18 protein-coding genes and 1 tRNA gene are annotated in these 19242 nt (G+C 39.2%); 9 read left to right on the forward strand and 10 right to left on the reverse strand.

The annotated features are described in order from the left end of the window. Positions 1 to 38: 38 nt before the first annotated feature. Positions 39 to 611: a DUF3109 family protein gene (locus tag DN064_RS11120; protein WP_115462731.1), complete on the reverse strand. Its 573-nt coding sequence runs from the start codon at positions 609 to 611 to the stop codon at positions 39 to 41. 88 nt (positions 612 to 699) lie between these two features. Here DN064_RS11120 and DN064_RS11125 point away from each other — a divergent pair, with 88 nt between their 5' ends. The 3 genes from DN064_RS11125 to DN064_RS11135 are packed head-to-tail and all read left to right on the forward strand — an operon-like array spanning position 700 to position 2111. Beyond that, the gene (locus DN064_RS11125; RefSeq protein WP_115462732.1) at positions 700 to 1281 is read left to right on the forward strand and encodes a MarC family protein; all 582 of its coding nucleotides are present in this window, start codon (positions 700 to 702) and stop codon (positions 1279 to 1281) included. 18 nt (positions 1282 to 1299) lie between these two features. Next, entirely contained in the window at positions 1300 to 1500 is a 201-nt protein-coding gene (locus DN064_RS11130) for a hypothetical protein (RefSeq protein WP_115462733.1), read from the forward strand. Continuing rightward, a complete protein-coding gene (locus tag DN064_RS11135) occupies positions 1500 to 2111 on the forward strand; it encodes an FAD-dependent oxidoreductase (protein ID WP_115462734.1) in 612 nt (203 codons plus the stop codon). Before DN064_RS11130 ends, DN064_RS11135 begins: the two co-directional genes overlap by 1 nt. Here DN064_RS11135 and DN064_RS11140 read toward each other — a convergent pair. The 7 genes from DN064_RS11140 to DN064_RS11170 form a co-directional block, all read right to left on the reverse strand. Then, complete coding sequence (locus DN064_RS11140; RefSeq protein WP_115462735.1) at positions 2101 to 3708, reverse strand: S41 family peptidase; 1608 nt, start codon at positions 3706 to 3708, stop codon at positions 2101 to 2103. The genes DN064_RS11135 and DN064_RS11140 overlap by 11 nt on opposite strands. Positions 3709 to 3713: 5 nt before the next feature. Continuing rightward, positions 3714 to 4139 carry a deoxycytidylate deaminase gene (locus DN064_RS11145; protein ID WP_115462736.1) on the reverse strand — a complete coding sequence of 142 codons (426 nt, stop codon included), beginning with the start codon at positions 4137 to 4139 and terminating at the stop codon, positions 3714 to 3716. Positions 4140 to 4222: 83 nt separating this feature from the next. Next, complete coding sequence (locus DN064_RS11150) at positions 4223 to 4816, reverse strand: HupE/UreJ family protein (RefSeq protein ID WP_115462737.1); 594 nt, start codon at positions 4814 to 4816, stop codon at positions 4223 to 4225. 72 nt (positions 4817 to 4888) lie between these two features. After that, positions 4889 to 6652, reverse strand: a complete 1764-nt coding sequence (locus DN064_RS11155; protein ID WP_198659441.1) for an FG-GAP-like repeat-containing protein — start codon at positions 6650 to 6652, stop codon at positions 4889 to 4891. A 535-nt stretch (positions 6653 to 7187) separates the two neighbouring features. Continuing rightward, entirely contained in the window at positions 7188 to 7430 is a 243-nt protein-coding gene (locus DN064_RS11160; RefSeq protein WP_157962299.1) for a hypothetical protein, read from the reverse strand. A 3-nt stretch (positions 7431 to 7433) separates the two neighbouring features. Next, positions 7434 to 7730 carry a Bor family protein gene (locus DN064_RS11165; protein WP_115462740.1) on the reverse strand — a complete coding sequence of 99 codons (297 nt, stop codon included), beginning with the start codon at positions 7728 to 7730 and terminating at the stop codon, positions 7434 to 7436. Positions 7731 to 7945: 215 nt separating this feature from the next. Continuing rightward, positions 7946 to 8027: transfer RNA gene (locus DN064_RS11170), tRNA-Leu, on the reverse strand. A gap of 142 nt (positions 8028 to 8169) precedes the next feature. Between DN064_RS11170 and DN064_RS11175 the strand changes: the two genes are divergently transcribed. The 3 genes from DN064_RS11175 (at position 8170) to pth (ending at position 10482) form a co-directional block, all read left to right on the forward strand. Continuing rightward, the gene (locus tag DN064_RS11175) at positions 8170 to 9111 is read left to right on the forward strand and encodes a ribose-phosphate pyrophosphokinase (protein ID WP_115462741.1); all 942 of its coding nucleotides are present in this window, start codon (positions 8170 to 8172) and stop codon (positions 9109 to 9111) included. 23 nt (positions 9112 to 9134) lie between these two features. Continuing rightward, on the forward strand, positions 9135 to 9779 hold the full coding sequence (locus tag DN064_RS11180; RefSeq protein WP_115462742.1) for a 50S ribosomal protein L25/general stress protein Ctc: 645 nt from the start codon (positions 9135 to 9137) through the stop codon (positions 9777 to 9779). Between the two features lie 79 nt (positions 9780 to 9858). Beyond that, the gene (gene pth, locus DN064_RS11185; protein ID WP_115462815.1) at positions 9859 to 10482 is read left to right on the forward strand and encodes an aminoacyl-tRNA hydrolase; all 624 of its coding nucleotides are present in this window, start codon (positions 9859 to 9861) and stop codon (positions 10480 to 10482) included. A 48-nt stretch (positions 10483 to 10530) separates the two neighbouring features. Here the strand turns inward: pth and DN064_RS11190 are convergent, their stop codons facing one another. Both DN064_RS11190 and DN064_RS14295 read right to left on the reverse strand, forming a co-directional pair. Next, entirely contained in the window at positions 10531 to 11466 is a 936-nt protein-coding gene (locus DN064_RS11190) for a PorP/SprF family type IX secretion system membrane protein (protein ID WP_157962300.1), read from the reverse strand. A gap of 33 nt (positions 11467 to 11499) precedes the next feature. Then, positions 11500 to 15417 (reverse strand): thrombospondin type 3 repeat-containing protein, encoded by a 3918-nt coding sequence (locus DN064_RS14295; RefSeq protein WP_115462744.1) that lies wholly within the window; start codon positions 15415 to 15417, stop codon positions 11500 to 11502. A gap of 226 nt (positions 15418 to 15643) precedes the next feature. On the opposite strand from DN064_RS14295, the gene DN064_RS11200 reads away from it, so the two are divergent. From DN064_RS11200 to serS, 3 genes are all read left to right on the forward strand, one after another. Then, the gene (locus tag DN064_RS11200; protein WP_115462745.1) at positions 15644 to 16573 is read left to right on the forward strand and encodes a bifunctional riboflavin kinase/FAD synthetase; all 930 of its coding nucleotides are present in this window, start codon (positions 15644 to 15646) and stop codon (positions 16571 to 16573) included. Beyond that, complete coding sequence (locus DN064_RS11205; protein ID WP_115462746.1) at positions 16570 to 17877, forward strand: HTTM domain-containing protein; 1308 nt, start codon at positions 16570 to 16572, stop codon at positions 17875 to 17877. Before DN064_RS11200 ends, DN064_RS11205 begins: the two co-directional genes overlap by 4 nt. Before the next feature lie 76 nt (positions 17878 to 17953). After that, positions 17954 to 19225, forward strand: coding sequence for a serine--tRNA ligase (gene serS / locus DN064_RS11210; RefSeq protein ID WP_115462747.1), 1272 nt, complete (start codon positions 17954 to 17956; stop codon positions 19223 to 19225). Positions 19226 to 19242: the final 17 nt, after the last annotated feature.

Here is a 19242-nt window from a genome sequence, read left to right on the forward strand (position 1 = left end):
ATTGAACGTCAGAAACTGGTCTAAAGTTCGCTTAAAAATTAAGTGTTTGAATGGTTTTGAGCCAATGTTTCAAGTTCTGAATACCAGGTCTCCCCAAATTTTCTGATCAGGGCATCTTTTACAAACTTATACACAGGCACCTGAAGAGATGTTCCCAAAACACAAGCATCACTACAGATGTCCCAGCGATCGTAATTAACAGCCGTGAATTGAGAATACGATTTCGTTCGTACTGGATACAAATGGCATGATATGGGTTTTTTCCAATCAACCACTCCCTGGTTGTAGGCCTCCTCAATCCCACACATGGCTTTTCCTGATTTATCAAAAATGGTATAGGCGCATTCTTTTCCCTCAACCAATGGAGTTTCATGTTCACCAAAGGCCGTGACAATTGAAGTTCCCTGACCCTCTATGGACTTCACACCTTCAGGTCTCAAAAAAGGTTTGACCTTGGGATAAATACGATCTAAAATTTCCAATTCCTCTTTTTCTAAAGGAGCACCCGCATCACCTTCAACACAACAAATACCTTTGCAAGCATTGAGATTACATACAAAATCATTATCGATTATATCCTCAGAAATAATGGTGTTTTCCAGCTGAAACATGAGGGTAAAAATAACTAAACTTTACCGTAATTTAATCTTGTAAATCAGCAATTTAATTAGACCTTTGCGCAAATTTTAAAGGCTAGTTATGAACTTTGATTTTAAAGAAATTTTTACGGCATTCATGGTGCTATTTGCGGTGATCGATATTATTGGAAACATTCCAATAATTATAGATTTAAGGAAAAAGGTGGGTCACATCCAGAGTGAAAAAGCATCCATAATAGCAGGAGCCATTATGATCTTGTTCCTTTTTCTAGGTAAAAGTATTCTAAAACTTATAGGTGTTGACGTCAATTCGTTTGCGGTTGCCGGCGCCGTTGTTTTATTCTTTATAGCCCTAGAGATGATTCTTGGTGTGAGAATCTATAAAGAAGACGAAAATACGGCGATGACAGCCTCCATATTTCCTTTGGCGTTTCCTTTAATTGCGGGACCAGGTAGCTTAACAACACTGTTATCCTTGAGAGCAGAATTCTCTTTGGAAAATATTATTGTAGCGGTGATTATCAATGTCTTAGTCATTTACATTGTACTCAAAACTTCTGCTCGGATTGAAAGAATGATTGGAGCCAATGGAATTAACATTATAAGAAAAGTTTTTGGTGTAATTTTGTTAGCCATTGCTGTGAAGCTCTTTGCGGCAAATATTAAGGTCTTGTTTGTTTAATTCGTAAGCTAAGTGAAAATGAAAATATTGATCACCGTTTTAACAATCATCGCAGTTTTACTCATTGCATTTAATGCGACCAAACTGGATTTCAACAACCTGTTTGATGGAGAAAGTTTCACGGCTGTATTAACGATTCTTGCAGCACTTTGCGCCATTGTTTTGTTACAGATATTGCGCTTGTCTAAAAAGATTGAGAAACTCCAAAAACGATCTTAATGCAATATGATGTCCTAATCGTCGGAGCAGGAGCTGCAGGCATGTCCTGTGCTCTTGTGCTTGGATCAGCCTATCCCAAGGCCTACGCCACCGATAAAACCATTGGCCTTATAGCGCATCAAAAAACATCGCATTTGCAATCGGCACTTTTTAATAACGTCTTGGGACTCGCTCCTGGAACTTTAGGCAGTAAAATTCTAAATTCTGGAAAAGAACAATTGCAGTCCTTATACCCTCATGTAGATCAAATTGAAAAGGAAAAGGTGAAAGAAATTGTTCCAATAGCTAATGGTTGGACAGTTACCACTAATAAATCCAGCTATACCACAAGAGAAGTTGTTATTGCCGTAGGTTATACCAGCCTAATAAATATTCGAGGGCTAGCGTCCTATATAGAACCGCATCCAAAAGCACAGACGGTAAAGGACCGGATCTGGCTAAAAAACACGGATCATCTTGTGGCACCTGGTCTTTATGCTGCTGGAACTATTGCCGGTTGGCGCAGTCAGTTTGCTATTGCCGCTGGCAGTGGAGCGCAAGTAGCCACAGATGTATTAACTGGATGGAATAATGGAACGCACAGTAAAGTGCACGACAAGGTTACTGAGTAAAGTTGTTGTTTTCCTTGCTTAACAAAATCACCTCTTCCACCATGATATCCTCGTCATTCAGAATTTCGTAAAAGGTGTTATCATCATAAAGCTGGCGACCTAAATTTGCCTTAATAAGACGTTTTATGACCTCGTTATAGGCTACAAAAGTGATATTGGTTCCTTCTCTCAGATTAACATAATTCTGAAAACGCACTACTAAATCATCGCTAATTAGATTACTATCGATGAAGTCGCGTTTTGAAACCGTTTTATAGCGATCTCGGTGTTTCTCCAATTCTTCAAATACAAAAAAGCCAAAGTGACCTCTTCTTTGTAAATAGTTAATCGTTTCATTATCAATAGCAGAATCAATTGGCACAAATACATCGGGGATAATACCTCCTCCACCATAGACCACCTTACCCTTAGGGGTAGTGAATTTTAAGGAATCTGCTATTTCTATAAAGTCTTCATTTGACAGCTCCCCATTACGTTTGCGTTTGTAGTAATCATTAAAATAAGCTCTATTACCTCCTCCATTATATGGTCTTTGAATACTCCTGCCTGTTGGGGTGTAATATCTACTCACAGTTAATCTTACGGCTGAACCATCCCCTAAAGCCATTTCGCGCTGAACCAGACCTTTTCCATAAGAACGTCTTCCCACGATGACTCCTTTATCATTATCCTGCAATGCACCTGAAATAACCTCACTTGCCGAAGCCGAGTTTTCATCTTGCATCACATAGATCTCTCCATTCTCAAAATCACCACGTCGTGTTGCCATTGTTTTTTCAACAGCTCCTTTTTTGTTTTTAGTAAACAGAATCATCTTTCCGCTTTCCAGAAACTCATCTGCAATTTGTTCTGCAATGCCTAAAAATCCACCAGGGTTGTCCCGTAAATCTAGTGCCAGTTTAGTAGCGCCTTGTTCTTGCAACTGGGTTAAAGCCGTTTTAAATTCCTTATAGGTCGTTTCCGCAAATCGGTTGATTTTAATGTATCCTAAATCTTCAGTTAACATGTAAGCGGCATCCACACTTGTAATAGGAATGTTAGATCTCCTCACCACAAAATCCATTAATTCCTCCTCACCAGGTCGTTTTACTGTTAATCGCACTCGGCTATTGATTTCACCTTTTAAAACTGCAATAATAGAATCACTGCTCAAGCCACGACCAGTAAGACTTTTATCGTTAGCCATTATAATACGATCTCCTCCTTTAATTCCCACAGCCTCACTAGGACCACCTTCGGTAGGTTTTATAACTGTAATGGTATCACGATAAGTATAAAAATTAACCCCAATCCCCACAAAATCACCTTTCATATTTTCAGTGACACGTTTTAACTCGCTTTTGGGAATATAGGTAGAGTGCGGATCAAGATTGTCCAGAATGCCATTCACAGTAACGTCAACGATACTGTCTGTATTGACATCGTCCACATATTCATAATCAATATAGTCAATAAGCCTGTTCAGCTTATCCTTCTTACTATTAGTGGTGAACAAGCGGTCAGATGTATCCGTGAAATTAAGTTTACCCCCGATGAGAACTCCAACGGCAACCGCTATGCCCATTATTAAAGGAATATATTTTTTAGAGTTCTCCATCTGTTCTAATCTATTGCGATAAAGTCTATCTGTACCCCTGCTTTTTCGAGAAATTGTAAGCCCGAGGCATCTTTATATTTTTTCGAATAAACCACTCTTACAATCCCGGCCTGATGAATAAGTTTACTACACTCTTTGCAAGGTGAGAGGGTTATATATAAGGTTGCCCCCACACATGATTGCGTGGAAGATGCCACTTTTAAAATAGCATTCGCTTCTGCATGCAGCACATACCACTTGGTATAACCTTCTTCATCTTCACAATAATTTTCAAATCCGGTTGGGGTTCCATTATACCCATCGGAAATGATCATTCTATCTTTTACAATAATTGCGCCAACTTGTTTTCTTTTACAATGAGATAATTTACCCCATTCTTTGGCCATACGTAAGTACGCTTTATCGTAGCGTTCTTGTTTTGATTGAGACATGTAGTGTTGTGCAATGTTTTTAACGAATATAGATGCTTAGCCTATTATAAACAATCTACTGGCAGTTAAAGTTTTACCAAACTTTATAAGGCCACGAATAGATCACTACCTAATATCATTGGAATAACTAAACCAACAACTACCGAGGATAGGACCAGAATCCAATCACGATTAGAGAAGCGAAACAGGGTTTGAAATAAGAAACCTATAAATAGTACTACGAATACTATAATGACTTGGGCTAGCTCAATACCAATGGCAAATTCAATTAATGGGATAAGTTTTTCTTCAGTTTGACCAATAAACATTTTGAATTCTCTTGCGAATCCTAGCCCATGGATCAGTCCAAAAAACAAGGCAGCAAACATTAATAAATTAACACGCTTGGACTTAGAAGCCTTACCGGCAGTAAAAACATTATATAGGGCGGCTATTAGAATGGTCACCGGAATAAGAAACTCTACTAGTGTTCCATTAACACTCACAATATTATAAGCCGCAAGGAAGAGTGAAAGGGTATGCCCTAGGGTGAAAAGGGATACTAAAATTAAAACACGTTTCCAATCTCTAAATGCATAAGGCACCGCCAGTACCATAAGAAATAGGACATGGTCGTAACCATTTATATCCAGTACGTGATTTAATCCGTAACTAACATTAAACCAAAAATCATTCATGTGTTCGTTTTTAGATTTGGGCCTTAAAGATACAATTTAAATCACGTTAGGCTTTGGATTAAAATACACTACTTATTGTTTAATAACTGGTGTATTTACCAAATATTTTCCTGTACTATCAAATAACCGCAGGTAGTACCAACCATTGCCAAAGACCTCCATATCAATGGTATAATTCTCTGTATCCAAGGATCCTTTAGTCACTTCCTGACCAAGTGCATTAAAAATCTTATAGGACACCTCCATACTTAGATTATCCACAACGATTAACTGGGATGTAGGATTTGGATAAAAGCGAATGGAGTTCTGGATGGGGTTCTTATCAACACTCAGATTTTGCTTGGTTATTGTAAGAACCTGGTTGACATTAACGTCTTTTACAATGGTTTCTGTTTGATCTGGCCAAAGCACCTTAATCTCAATGATGGCATTGGCATCCCCCAACCCAAAATAGGCTTCTGCCGGTTCTTGGCCATACAAGCTGGTCCCTGCAGAAATCAAACGCATTTGAGTACTATTATCTGTGGTGAGCTTCACCACTGTACCAATTGCAAAATGATTAGCGTTTTCCTGACGCGGTTTAACCACAATATAATTACCGGGCTGCGAGGTTTCATTCAAGCTATTTTCATATAACTGCAGCGCAGCGCTGGTACTGGAATTCTCTTTAAGGGTTTGCAACAGATCCAGATCTCCGTCTCTATCCATATCAAAGGCCATAAGACTAGTAGCATCCAGCTCATCGCTAAACTGACTGGTATTGGAGATATCTCCAAAAAGCCCATCACCAAGGTTCAGCCATAACCGTGATAGGTCTATTCCCCAGCCGTCTGGTGTCCACCCATTGGTAGTGACTAAATCTAACTGACCATCATTATTGGCATCAAAAAAGGTTGTACCCCAATCCCAACCACTGGCTCCTAACTGCAAATCATTAGCCAATTCATCAAAAATTAAAACACCAGTTGAAGACCAAAGGTTCTTCAGGAGAATGTTGTGTCGAAGCTCTCCATTGTCTTCTCTTGAAATATTGGTGGCGTACAGGTCAAAATCACCATCATTATCATAATCACCAATGGTAAGCCCCATTTCGTTAAAGGCTGAGTCTGATAAGCTAGACGCTGCAATATCTGTAAAGGTACCGTCACCATTATTCAACCAAAATTCATTGGCCTCAAAATCCACGTTCATATAAATATCCTGAAAGCCATCCTCATTAAAATCGGCAATCATGGGTTGCCATCGGTACTGAAAATCGGGCCCCAATAAGGATGAATCGCTTTTGTCCGTGAACCCTCCATTTGATGTATTTTCAAAGTAAGTCATGGGACCACCCCATACAGAGATGATTAAATCTAAATAACCATCATTATTAAGATCACCAGCCGCCAAACCACCGGGGGCAATACTCAGATTGGTATCGTATTTATCACCAAGTTCAAGGCCAATATCTTTGGATACCTCAGTAAACGAGCCATTATTGCGCTGCTCATAAAAACTTATGGTTATAGGGTCATCACAACCCTCCAGATAGCAATCACTAAGACTAATTAAATCCAGATCTTCATCACCATCATAATCCAACCACAAGGCAACGCGCGTTCTTTTTGTAGAACTCAATCCTAATTGATCTGCTACATCCGTAAAAAAACCCGCACCATCATTCTGGTACAATTTATCTGCAATGCCACCCTCAGTACACAAGAAAAAATCAAGATCACCGTCACCATCATAATCAGCAATAGCAGCCCCATTACCATACAAATATGATATGGCTTCAACATCTGCAATACCTTTGGCTGAGCTCACTTCACTAAACACAGGCCATTGCGCCATGAGTATTTGGCTAAATACACAAAAAATCATAAGTAAATAACACCTCATAACCATGTACCTTAGGTGGTTGAAGATACTACAAATCCATAAAAACTATCAGAAGGACAAAAGGATCGTTTCAATCGCAACTATCAGCAGATGTCGTAGCTCTAAAGCTTTATAAACACCTGTTAATAATGACTTTATGATACATTTATTTTATTTATGATAAATATTTATAATATGTTCGTGTCTTTGCCCATTCAAAACCCCAAATTGATGATACTAGAGCACTTTTTAACACAGCCCCAACTATCGTATTTCGATAGCTACCTGGAAATTTTGTAAGAACTGTATTGCCAAGGAGACTATGAGGAAGTGGATAACTATCTTCAAACCTTGTCCAAAGCTGAAAAGAAAACCGCCTTTATTTTGTTAGAATACATCGACTCGAGCTATGAGATACAAAATCTAAGAGCTCGTGTTTTTGAAATGATTTAAAGGGCTGTATAGCTTATTCTTGGACCCGCAACAAGTAAGGTGTAGAGTTCTGCATTTACGAATTGGATGGACCGTAGAGACGTTTTCCTAATACCCAAGAAACACAACCAAAGAGTAGGAATAAAATGATCAAGCCAGTAAGGTATCCCATGCCATACTCGGTCAAACGTTGGAAATCAAAAATTAGAATTGAAGCAATTCTAAAGAACAGGATCACGGCAAGAATGGCCAATATCCAAAAGAGTAATTTCTTCATGTTGAAAAAATAACCGCAGGCCCGAAGAACTGCGGTCTTCATAAATTAATACTTGACAGTTGTTACTGTTGGGGTATAAATCCCAAATGTGATAGCAGCTATTAACCCGTTAACAAAAGAATGCTTGGTCGTAACTTCGTAGTTCTGTGCTCCATTAGCCATTTTCTGACTATCAGATACATCTACAGGAGCCAATCCAAAAACAACATAGTGATTCCACTCTGTAACTTCTTTATTGCCTTGAGCCCCTTCCCCTACAACATCAGTGTACACATAACAAGATGTCAATAAAGAGGCGCTAAGAACAGTACAGCTTAGTAGTTTAATACTTCTTTTAATCATATCAATAAATAACAATTAACCCCTACTCATAAGGCTTTTCGGGATCCGCCCCGTTTAAATGGTCTCTGGCATCCATGATAGACTTTGGTTAAAAACCAAGCTCTAAATATAGGCAGCCGGCACGCATCCTCCTAGAATAAAGTGAAGTAATTTAAAGAAGCTGATACAAACAAAAAAGCAAGCTTTATGTTTTAGCTTGCTTTTTGATTTATTCGTACTCAAGGTGGGAATCGAACCCACACTCCCGAAAGAACTGGATTTTGAATCCAGCGCGTCTACCAATTCCGCCACTTGAGCAAAACGGACTGCAAAAATAAAAAATAAATCTCCCTGAACAACTAAAAATACTAGGTTTTATGCTTTTTAGGCTCAAATAAATTACTAAATTTGCACCGCGTTTTACAAAAGCGCATCAAGAATTTTAAAAGACTGATTTCAAATGTCCTACGAACCGGCCGAAGCTAAAATATTTACCTGCTCACAGAGTAGAGAACTTGCAGAAGAAATTGCTGAACAATTTGGCGTTAAGCTTGGTAATGTCATCACTTCAACCTATAGTGATGGTGAATTTCAACCGTCCTATGAAGAGTCGATTCGTGGAAGACGCATTTTTATCATTGGATCAACACACCCTAGTTCAGAAAATCTGATGGAGATGCTTTTAATGCTTGATGCTGCTAAGCGTGCGTCGGCTAGACACATCACCGCGGTTATGCCTTACTATGGGTGGGCAAGACAAGACCGTAAGGACAAGCCAAGAGTCCCAATTGCAGCCAAACTTATTGCCAAAATGTTGGAAGCTGCTGGGGCAACACGAATCATTACCATGGACTTGCATGCCGATCAAATTCAAGGCTTTTTCGAAAAGCCAGTTGATCACTTGTTTGCATCTACCATCTTCTTCCCGTATTTGAAGAATTTGAATTTAGATCATTTGACCATAGCCTCACCTGATATGGGTGGCTCTAAACGCGCCTACACCTACTCAAAGGCACTCGAAAGTGATGTGGTTATCTGTTACAAGCAACGTGCCAAGGCTAATGTTATTTCCCACATGGAATTAATTGGGGATGTTACCGGTAAGAATGTAGTATTAGTGGATGATATGGTAGATACAGCAGGTACATTAACCAAGGCCGCTGACCTTATGATGGAACGCGGTGCTTTGAGTGTAAGAGCCATTTGTACGCACGCCATCTTATCAGGTAATGCTTATGAAAAATTAAGTGATTCTAAACTTGAAGAATTAATAGTCACCAACTCAATCCCCCTTAAACAAAGTCATCCAAAAATTAAGGTTTTGAGTTGTGCTGAACTTTTTGCTGATGTTATGAATAAAGTTCATAGTAATGAGTCAATAAGTTCACGATTTATAATGTAAATAATTAAACACAAATAATAAAAATGAAATCAATTACAATTAATGGATCTCAAAGAGAAAGCGTGGGCAAGAAGTCAACAAAAGCCTTACGTAATGCTGGTCAGGTTCCTTGCGTATTATACGGGGGTGAACAGCCATTACATTTCTCTGCACCAGAATTGGCTTTTTCAAAACTTGTATACACACCAGATGCGCATACAGTTGTAATTGCCTTAGACAATGGAACTTCTATCAACGCTATTATGCAAGATATCCAGTTCCACCCAGTAACAGACAAAATCCTTCACGTCGATTTTTATCAAATTTATGATGATAAGGAAATCACCATGAACATTCCTGTTCACGTAATCGGTACCTCAAAAGGTGTTTTAAACGGTGGTGTTTTAAGACGTAACTTAAGAAAATTACGTGTTAAGGCCATTCCTGCTAACTTACCAGACTTTATAGAGGCAGATATTACTCCTCTAAAAATTGGAGGGAAGTTGTATGTAACTGCTCTTGAGAATGACGATTACACATTACTTCACCCAGACAACACCGTGGTATGTCAAGTAAGACGCTCTAGAGCGGCTATGGACGTTTCAGATGAAGACGAGGATGAAGATGATGATGCAGCTGAAGGAGGAGAAGCTCCTTCAGAAGCAGCAGCGGAAGCGTCTCAGGAATAAGAAATTAATTCTCGAAATAATAGGGCATCTTTAATTCTTTGAGTTAAAGATGCTTTTTTATTTTTATCAAAATTATTTGATGCTTGGATTTGTTAAACATCTATTTGGACTTAAACAGAAGGAGGAGCTTGACTACATGAAAAAATTTCTCATCGTAGGTCTTGGCAATATTGGACCTGAATATGTAGATACGCGGCATAATATTGGTTTTAAAATTTTAGATCATTTAATAATTAAAGAGGACCTAAAATTTGAGACTGTTAAACTTGGTGATAGATGTGAGTACAAGCTTAAGGGTAGAACCTTTGTTCTTATAAAGCCCAGTACTTATATGAACTTAAGTGGTAAATCTGTAAAATACTGGATGACTAAAGAAAAGGTCCCATTAGAAAATTTGTTAGTGGTAACCGATGATTTAAACCTGCCTTTTGGATCTATACGACTAAAAACTAAAGGAAGTGATGGTGGTCATAATGGCTTAAAAGATATTCAGCAGCAATTAGGTACGACCAAGTATTCAAGATTCAGGTTCGGGATTAGCAACAGTTTTTCCAAGGGCAAGCAGGTGGATTATGTGCTAGGAAAATGGGGAGAAGAAGAACTCAAATTAATGCCAGAACGACTGGACAAATCAATAGACCTCATTAAATCGTTTGGTCTGGCAGGCTCTTCAATAACAATGAATACATTTAACGGTAAATAAAAAAGGCACCTGGATTAGGTGCCTTTTTATATTCATCAACTCAGTACTTTACTCCTCAGTTGAGGCATCATTGTCTGACATTGTCTTGTTTCTATTAGCAAAGGTAAAACGTAAAACTACCTCATGCGTTCCGTTATTAAGACTAGATAACTCAGTTGCCGTTACAGCCTCATAAGCATAGCCTAAATCAAACCAGTCTGCTAAATTAAGCATCATTACACCAGACACAGCACCTTCGGTTCGGTACATCACACCAAGTTCATAACGCTCATAAAGTCTAATTGCAGCAGTAATATCCACTCCTAAGGGAGCATCAGTTACATATCTAAACATTGCTGATGGTCTTAACTCAACCGTAGGGCTTAAGTCAAAATCATACCCCCCAGACAAATAAATATGTGGTGCATTGGTATTCTCAGTACGCACTCCTTCGGATTCGTCTAAACGTTTGTGGGTGATTAGAACAGGTGCACCAAAAGACACGAAATACTTATCATGCTTAAGGTAAGCTCCAAATCCAACGTTTGGTCTAAAGCTGGTATCCACCTGACCCAAAATAGGATCATCTTGAATTCCTATATAGGTAATGCGGCTAGTATCCAGATTATAAGTACTTCCACCAGCCTTTAAACCTAGAAACAGATTCAAAGATTCATTTAATTGAAGTCTATATGAAAAGTCAACATTTAAACTGGTTGAGCTTTCTATAAACACCTTATCTCGTACAACTGTTATTCCTAAACCAATATTATCATTGATAGGAGCTGCCAGGAAGAAACTCTGAGTTTCAGGAGCATCTGGTACATTTATCCATTGACTTCTAAAATTAGAAGTAAATGCTGTCCTGCCATCGGCCCCGGCGTAAGCCGGGTTGATGACATTCATTGTATAGTTATATAAAGAGTAATTGGCTTGTTGTTGAGCATATAGAGTCCCAACTAATAAAAACGCAACTATTCTTAATGTGTTTTTTAAATAATTCATTTTGTACATTTTTAACTTGTTATCTATATGCTATTATTTCGCTATGTATACCCATCCTGTAATGATTACAGAACCGTCACCATTTTGATCTACTCTGTAGAAATAAGAACCTGTTGGTAAGGCATTATTTCCATCTTTAGATGATCCGTTCCAATCATCGTTGTAGCCACCAGTAGAGCTGTAAACTTCAGCACCCCATCTGTTGTAAACTTTAATAGCTGCATTAGGGAACCTGTTGCTTCCTATAATAATCCAGGTATCATTAATGCCATCCCCATTTGGTGTTAGCACCTCGTTAGGGAACATATCGTCACAAGCATTTCCTATGCCATCGTTATCAGCATCCAGCTGTAACGGGTTAGGCTCAAATTGACAGTTATCATCTTCGTCTAAAATGCCGTCGTTATCATCATCATCGTCACAAAGATCACCAAGTCCATCGCCGTCATTATCGGCTTGATCTGCATTTGGAATCGTTGGACAATTATCATTAACATCTAAGACACCATCACCATCATCATCCTCATCACATAAGTCACCTTGACCATCACCATCTAAATCACTCTGATCAGGGTTTTCTACAAAGACACAATTATCTTCTGCATTGAGGATACCATCCAGATCGTAGTCAAACGGATCTCTTGTTCCACATACTTCAAGTGTAAACTGATTAATGGTTCCGCCATCACCTCCGGCTCCGTCAATAACACCTAGTAACCAGGTACCTTGAGACAATTGTCCGTTAAATGTAGACAATGGCTCTTCTGGAGTAAAGGTGCCCGTAAATGGTGGTGCACCTGAGGATATTGTCTGCTCAGCGTCATCATCAAATACGGTTTGCGTATAATTGTCGCCACTACCACCATTGGCAATAGATAACTCAATAAATTCGAGCTGTGGGTTCACAAGGAATATTTGTAAGTCACTGGCCCAAGTATGGTCAATATCAATAGTTACATTAATATCTGAAATATAAATGTTCTCTGTCACTTCCACAGTGGCTTCATAGACCGCAAAGGACTCGTCTGGACTAATACTTATTGGTAAGTTATTAGATTCATAGATTCCACATTCAACATCACAAACATCACCTATGCCGTCACCGTCGATGTCTTCCTGGCCAGGATTGGCATTTTCCGGACAGTTATCATCGTCATTGGCAACTCCATCACCATCGATATCATCGTCACACACATCTCCTATGCCATCTCCATCTAAATCTGCCTGATCTGTATTGGCTGTTTCTGGACAGTTGTCAATTCCGTCTGGAACTCCATCCGCATCAAAATCATCTTGCTCGAATCCACAGATTTCTATAGACCAGCTATTGATGGCCCCTGTATCAAATCCAGTATCATCTGAAACAGTTAGTGTCCATACACCACCAGAATTCTGTCCAACAAAGGCACTTAAAGATTCTTCTGGGGCGAAGGTGCCCGTAAATGGTGGGAACCCATCAACAATAGAATCCTCAGCATCATCATTAAAAGTAGTACCAGTATAGTTATCACCACTACCGCCATTTTTGGCTGATAAGATGACACTTGTTCCGTCAGGTCCAGTAAGCACCAACGTAAGATCTTCAACCCAGGTATGAGTAATATTAACAGTGACACTGACTTCCGTAATATCAAAAGCAGATCCAAAGGCTATCTCTGAACTCACTCCATTATCATCATCATCAGGGATTGGTAAATCCACAGCACCCGAATCGGCAACGTCACATAAAATATCACAAAGATCTCCAATACCATCACCATCCACGTCCGATTGATCTGGGTTAGCAGTCTCTGGACAGTTGTCATCGGCATTAAGTACCCCGTCACCATCTATATCATCATCACATACATCACCTGTACCGTCACCGTCTATATCAGACTGGTCATTGTTAGCAATATCAGGACAATTATCAACATCATCGGCTATTCCATCGGAATCAGCATCTGGAATCAATACACCACAAACCTCAACGGACCAGCTTTCAATAGTTCCTGCATCTTGAGAAAAAGCATCTGACACTTTTAGTTCCCATGTTCCAAATCCTCCTTCACCAATTAGCACCGATAAATCATCAATTGGTGCAAAGGTTCCTGTAAAAGGTGCCGATGCATCTGTAATTGGTGTACTCGCATCACTATCAAATACGGTGTTCGTATAATTATCATCAGATCCACCAAGCGCTGTAGACAACGTTAATTCTGTTCCTTCCGGACTCGTTAACACTAAGGTCAAATCAGACACCCAGGAATGGGTAATGTTCACTGTAACGTTCACATCTGTAATCGTCACCGCTTGAGTTACTTCTATTTCTGAAATTGCTGGTGGGCCATCTTGCGGTCCAAATACTCCAGACCCATCAGGAATCGCTACTGGGGTATCCGCTGCACTCTCATTGACACAAGCATTCTCACCGGTAGTAAAGCTAGCAACGGTATAGTCTCCAGATCCACAGTCATTAACTCCGCGCACTCTCCAGAAATATTGGGTTAAACTCTCAAGATCACCTGGTGTAAATACCGGCTCATTAACAGCCCCACCATCAATTATATTGGTAAACCCAGCATCAGTAGCAATATCAATTTCGTAAGCTGTAGCATTTGGATCAGCAGACCACTCAATATCACCTAATACTGCCTCATCTGTTCCATCGGCTGGATAGACAGCCATTAGTGTTTCAAAAACATCGTTGTACAAATTATAGGTAACCGTTCCAGGCACTTCCACATCACCGGCAACGCCTAAAATATCGATATCATAAGTTCCTATTGGGCTTGCCCCAATTCCTGATATGGTTAGGGTCACTTCCGTACCGTCGCCAGAGGCATCCGCTGGACTAAAGGTAGCCGTAGCCCCATCAGGCAGTCCATCAGCAGAGAATATAACTGTGTCTTCAAAAGATTCATCAGAGATTACAAGATTAAAGGTAAAAACCGCATCATCTGGAGAACAGATATCTATTTCTGTTTCTGCAAAATCCATCAAATAAGGGAATGGTGGCTGGTTGAGTTCTTCTCTTGGCCCACCTTCATCAAATACCGCGCGCATTCTGTTTTTCTGTCCAAGTGTGAACAAATTCATACAGGCATCATCCGTATAATCCATATAGTTTTGGTACATATCCAAAGATCCACAAGATTGATGACCAACGGCACATCCAAAATTAGGAGCGTCTGATTCAGGTGTATCATCAACAAAATCATCCACACCACATGGTCCATCACCCCAGATATGTCTGAGGTTTAAATAATGACCAATTTCGTGGGTAGTAGTTCTACCTTTATCGAAAGGGGGAGCTAAATAAAAATCGTTATTGGTGTCGTAATCAGAACTTCCAAAAAACTGTGGACTCATTACAATCCCGTCAACTAGTGGGTCACCACCAGGAAATGAGGCATATCCTAAAATTCCACCACCGATATTTCCTACCCAAAAGTTAAAGTATTTGGATGGATCCCACGGATCCACACCACCGGCTGATGATCTTTTAATATCATCACTGGTTCCCCATGCGGCAACGTTAGTTTCTTTTCTGGTAATCCCATTTGTGGGATTGCCCTCTGGGTCAACTTGGGCTAGATAGAATTCAATCTCCATATCCGCAGCCTGTTCCCATTCGTTATCCGCATCGTCGTTAAGTCTTCTAAAGTCTTTGTAAATCACATCGATTTGAGACATGACCTGAGCATCACTAAGATTCTCTACAGCATTAGCAGAATTCCAAACCACATGAACCACCACTGGGACATAAATAACCCCGTCGTTCTGTGCTTGCGAATTCTGAGCCCTATTTTGTGCTAAGGCCTCGAATTCAGCAATTTTTGATTGTAAAGCAGGATTCTGCTGAAGTTGCTCTTGCATGTACTCATAAGAAGCACAATTACGCTCTTGAGCGCCAATCGCTAGGAATGTCATCAGAAAAACTCCTACTAAAAAGTAAATTTTTTGTTTCATTTGAGCTAGTTTAAATAATAATCAAGTGAATATAAGTAGCGGCAGATATAAGGGGAAAGGTCAACCTATCAGGTATAAGAATAATACCTAATTTTCAGATGTATTTAATCTAAGTTGACAAAACAAAATGTAGCTTTGTCTCATAAAAATTTTAGTTAGCTATAATTAGGGTGAGCGAAGATGTAATATTTTTTAACAATATCCTAACATTTTAAACGATTTATTGTTGAATTTGAACACGGGAACTACTGATACAAAAAATAATGCAACCATCATCACCATTGGTACTTTTGACGGTGTGCATATCGGGCATCAAAAAATCTTAAAAGACATCGTATCCATTGGTAAAGCTTCAGGACTAAGGTCTACAGTTCTCACCCTGTTTCCACATCCCAGAATGGTCTTGCAAAAAGATGATTCTATTAAACTTCTTAATACCATCGACGAGCGCATCGACATTATTAAGTCTCTAGGCATCGACCATGTTGAAGTAAAGGAATTTACCAAAGAATTTTCCAATATGACAGCCCGTGATTATGTAACTAAAATCCTAATCAATGAACTTCATGCGAAAGAGGTGGTAATTGGTTACGATCATCACTTCGGTAAAAACAGGGAAGGAAACATAAACGACCTCATTGTTTTTGGTCAGGAATTTGGTTTCAGTGTCAAAGAAATTAAAGCGCAGCAGATTGCGGATGTTTCGGTTAGTTCAACTAAAATAAGAAAGGCACTTTTAAATGGAGATGTTGAAACTGCCAATCTATACCTGGGCTACCCTTACAGTATTAAAGGGGATGTTATTAAAGGGGATAAGATTGGAAGAACCATCAACTATCCTACCGCCAACCTCAATATAAATGCCAGCTACAAGTTAATTCCAAAAGATGGAGTCTATGTGGTCAATGCCATTATAGATGGTGTTGTTATTTACGGCATGATGAATATTGGATTCAATCCTACCATTCGAGGTAAACGACGTTCTATTGAAGTTCATTTTTTCGATTTCAATAATGAGCTATATGGCAGAAGTATTAAGGTATCCTTTATGACCCGCTTAAGAGATGAGATGAAATTCTCATCCATTGAAAGCCTCAAAGCACAACTTAAGTTGGACGAAGTGGCTTCCAGAAACTATATAAATGGACAATCATGAAGTCGTTTCTGTTTAGGCAAATAGACAATTCTTCCTTAATAGTATTTCGTATATTTTTTGGTCTTCTATGTTTTTTAGAGTCCGTTGGTGCCATCTTCACAGGCTGGGTCAAACGCACTTTAATTGAACCTGAATTTACGTTTAGCTTCATTGGTTTCGAATGGCTTCAGCCACTACCAGGAATTTGGATGTACATCTATTACGTACTTATGGGTTTGTTTGGCTTATGCATCATGATTGGTTATAAATACCGTTGGACAGCACTTGCCTTTGCTATGATGTGGACAGCCACCTATCTCATGCAAAAGTCAGCTTATAACAACCATTATTACCTCCTATTTATTCTTAGTTTTTTAATGGTTCTTTTACCAGCCCATCGTTATAAGTCATTGGATGCTAAATTCAATCCTAAAATTATCAAGTATTCCATGTCCAATTGGATACGGTGGCTTATTATAGCTCAGTTGTTCATCCTTTATACCTATGCTTCACTGGCCAAATTGTATCCAGATTGGTTGGATACCTCAGTGATGGCTATATTAATGAAACCAAAGGCATACTATCCAATTATTGGAGATTTACTCCAGCAAAAGTCAATGCATTATTTCATTGCCTATGGCGGGATCGTATTTGATGGTTTGATAATTCCTTTACTATTATGGAAACCTACCCGAAAAATAGCTTTTTTCTCGGCTGTATTTTTTCATTTATTTAATTCCATCGTATTTGGTATTGGTATTTTCCCCTATCTGGCTCTGGCCTTCTCAGTATTCTTCTTTTCTCCTGAAACCGTTAATCGTTTATTCTTGAAATCTAAGCCTCTGTATAAGACCCATGAAGTGAGGATTCCTAAATATGCATCACTAGGAACCCTTGTTCTATTTTCATATATCCTTATTCATATAGCACTTCCCTTAAGGCATCATTTTTTTAAGGATAATGTCTTATGGACTGAAGAGGGACACCGTTTGGCTTGGAGAATGATGCTGCGATCTAAAAAAGGTAGCGTCTACTTTACAATAAAGGACAAAAAGACCTCAATAGTTACAAACGTCAATCTCAATGATTATGTAACCCCCAAACAACGGCGTGCCCTGAGTACCAAACCAGATTTTATATGGCAGTTTGCTCAACGGCTTAAAAACGAATATGCGCAAAAGGGACAGGAGGTTGAAGTCTATGCGAGTTCTTTTGTTAGTGTCAATGGCAAACCACATAAAGCACTTATTGATAAAGACGTGGATCTGGGATCTGTGTCATGGGACCCCTCAAGACACAGTGAATGGATTTTACCTTCAAAATAGAGCAAATATGTTTTAAGGCCTTTAAATTCTTGCTACTTTTGCCATTCATATTTTTTGAGGATCAACACTATAGATCATGTTACAGATAGCTAGAATCAGAGCAGACAAAGAAACAGTCATTCAAGGGCTTAAAAAACGAAACATTAATGCCAAAGATTTAATCGATTCCGTTTTATCCTTAGACGAAAAACGACGCCAAACTCAAGCTAATTTTGACAATTCTAAAGCTGAGATGAATCGTTACTCCAAAGAAATTGGACAACTCTTTAAATCTGGTGAAGCCAGCAAAGCCAACATTCTTAAGGAGAAAACAACGCAACTAAAGGAGCAACTCAAAGTTCTGGAACAATCGTTAACAGAAACAACTAATGAACTCCAAGAATTACTCTACCAAATTCCTAATGTCCCCAATGTAATTGTTCCAGAGGGCTCTAATGAAGAGGATAATGAGGAAGTTTTTAGCTCAGGAGATATCCCTGATCTAGATTCAGAAGCCTTACCACATTGGGAACTGGCGAAGAAATATGATATCATAGATTTTGAACTTGGTAATAAAATAACTGGAGCTGGTTTCCCGGTGTATAAGGGACAAGGAGCACGATTACAACGGGCACTTATTAGTTATTTTCTTGATAAAAATGTGGCCGCAGGTTATACTGAGTACCAGTTACCCCATTTGGTAAATGAGGCTTCTGGGTTTGGTACTGGGCAACTACCGGACAAAGAAGGGCAGATGTATCATGTTACGGCTGATAACTTGTACCTCATCCCTACGGCAGAAGTTCCAGGCACCAACATTTTTAGAAACGTAGTTTTAAATGAAAGCGACTTACCTATTGGTATTACCGGATATACCCCTTGTTTTAGAAGAGAAGCCGGAAGCTATGGGGCTCATGTAAGAGGCCTCAATAGGTTACACCAATTTGACAAAGTTGAGATCTTAAGAGTGGAGCACCCAGAAAGATCATATACCGCATTGGATGAAATGGTAGATCATGTAAAGTCCATATTGGAAGAGTTGAAATTACCATATCGTATTCTTCGCTTGTGTAGTGGTGACCTTGGGTTCACATCAGCACTTACCTATGATTTTGAAGTATACTCAACAGCACAAAAACGGTGGCTTGAGATCTCTTCTGTATCCAATTTTGAAACCTTTCAGTCCAATCGCCTGAAATTGCGGTTCAAAGATGCTGACGGTCAAAACAAACTAGCTCATACGCTAAATGGAAGTAGTCTGGCGTTGCCAAGAGTACTTGCAGGAATTTTAGAGAATTACCAATCATCTGAAGGCATTGAAGTCCCAGAAGTTCTGAGAGCCTACACAGGATTTGATTTTATAAAGTAGGTTTTTTCTTATTTATT

Origin of the sequence: Winogradskyella aurantiaca, from assembly GCF_003362725.1 — a bacterium.
Taxonomy (GTDB): domain Bacteria; phylum Bacteroidota; class Bacteroidia; order Flavobacteriales; family Flavobacteriaceae; genus Winogradskyella_A; species Winogradskyella_A aurantiaca.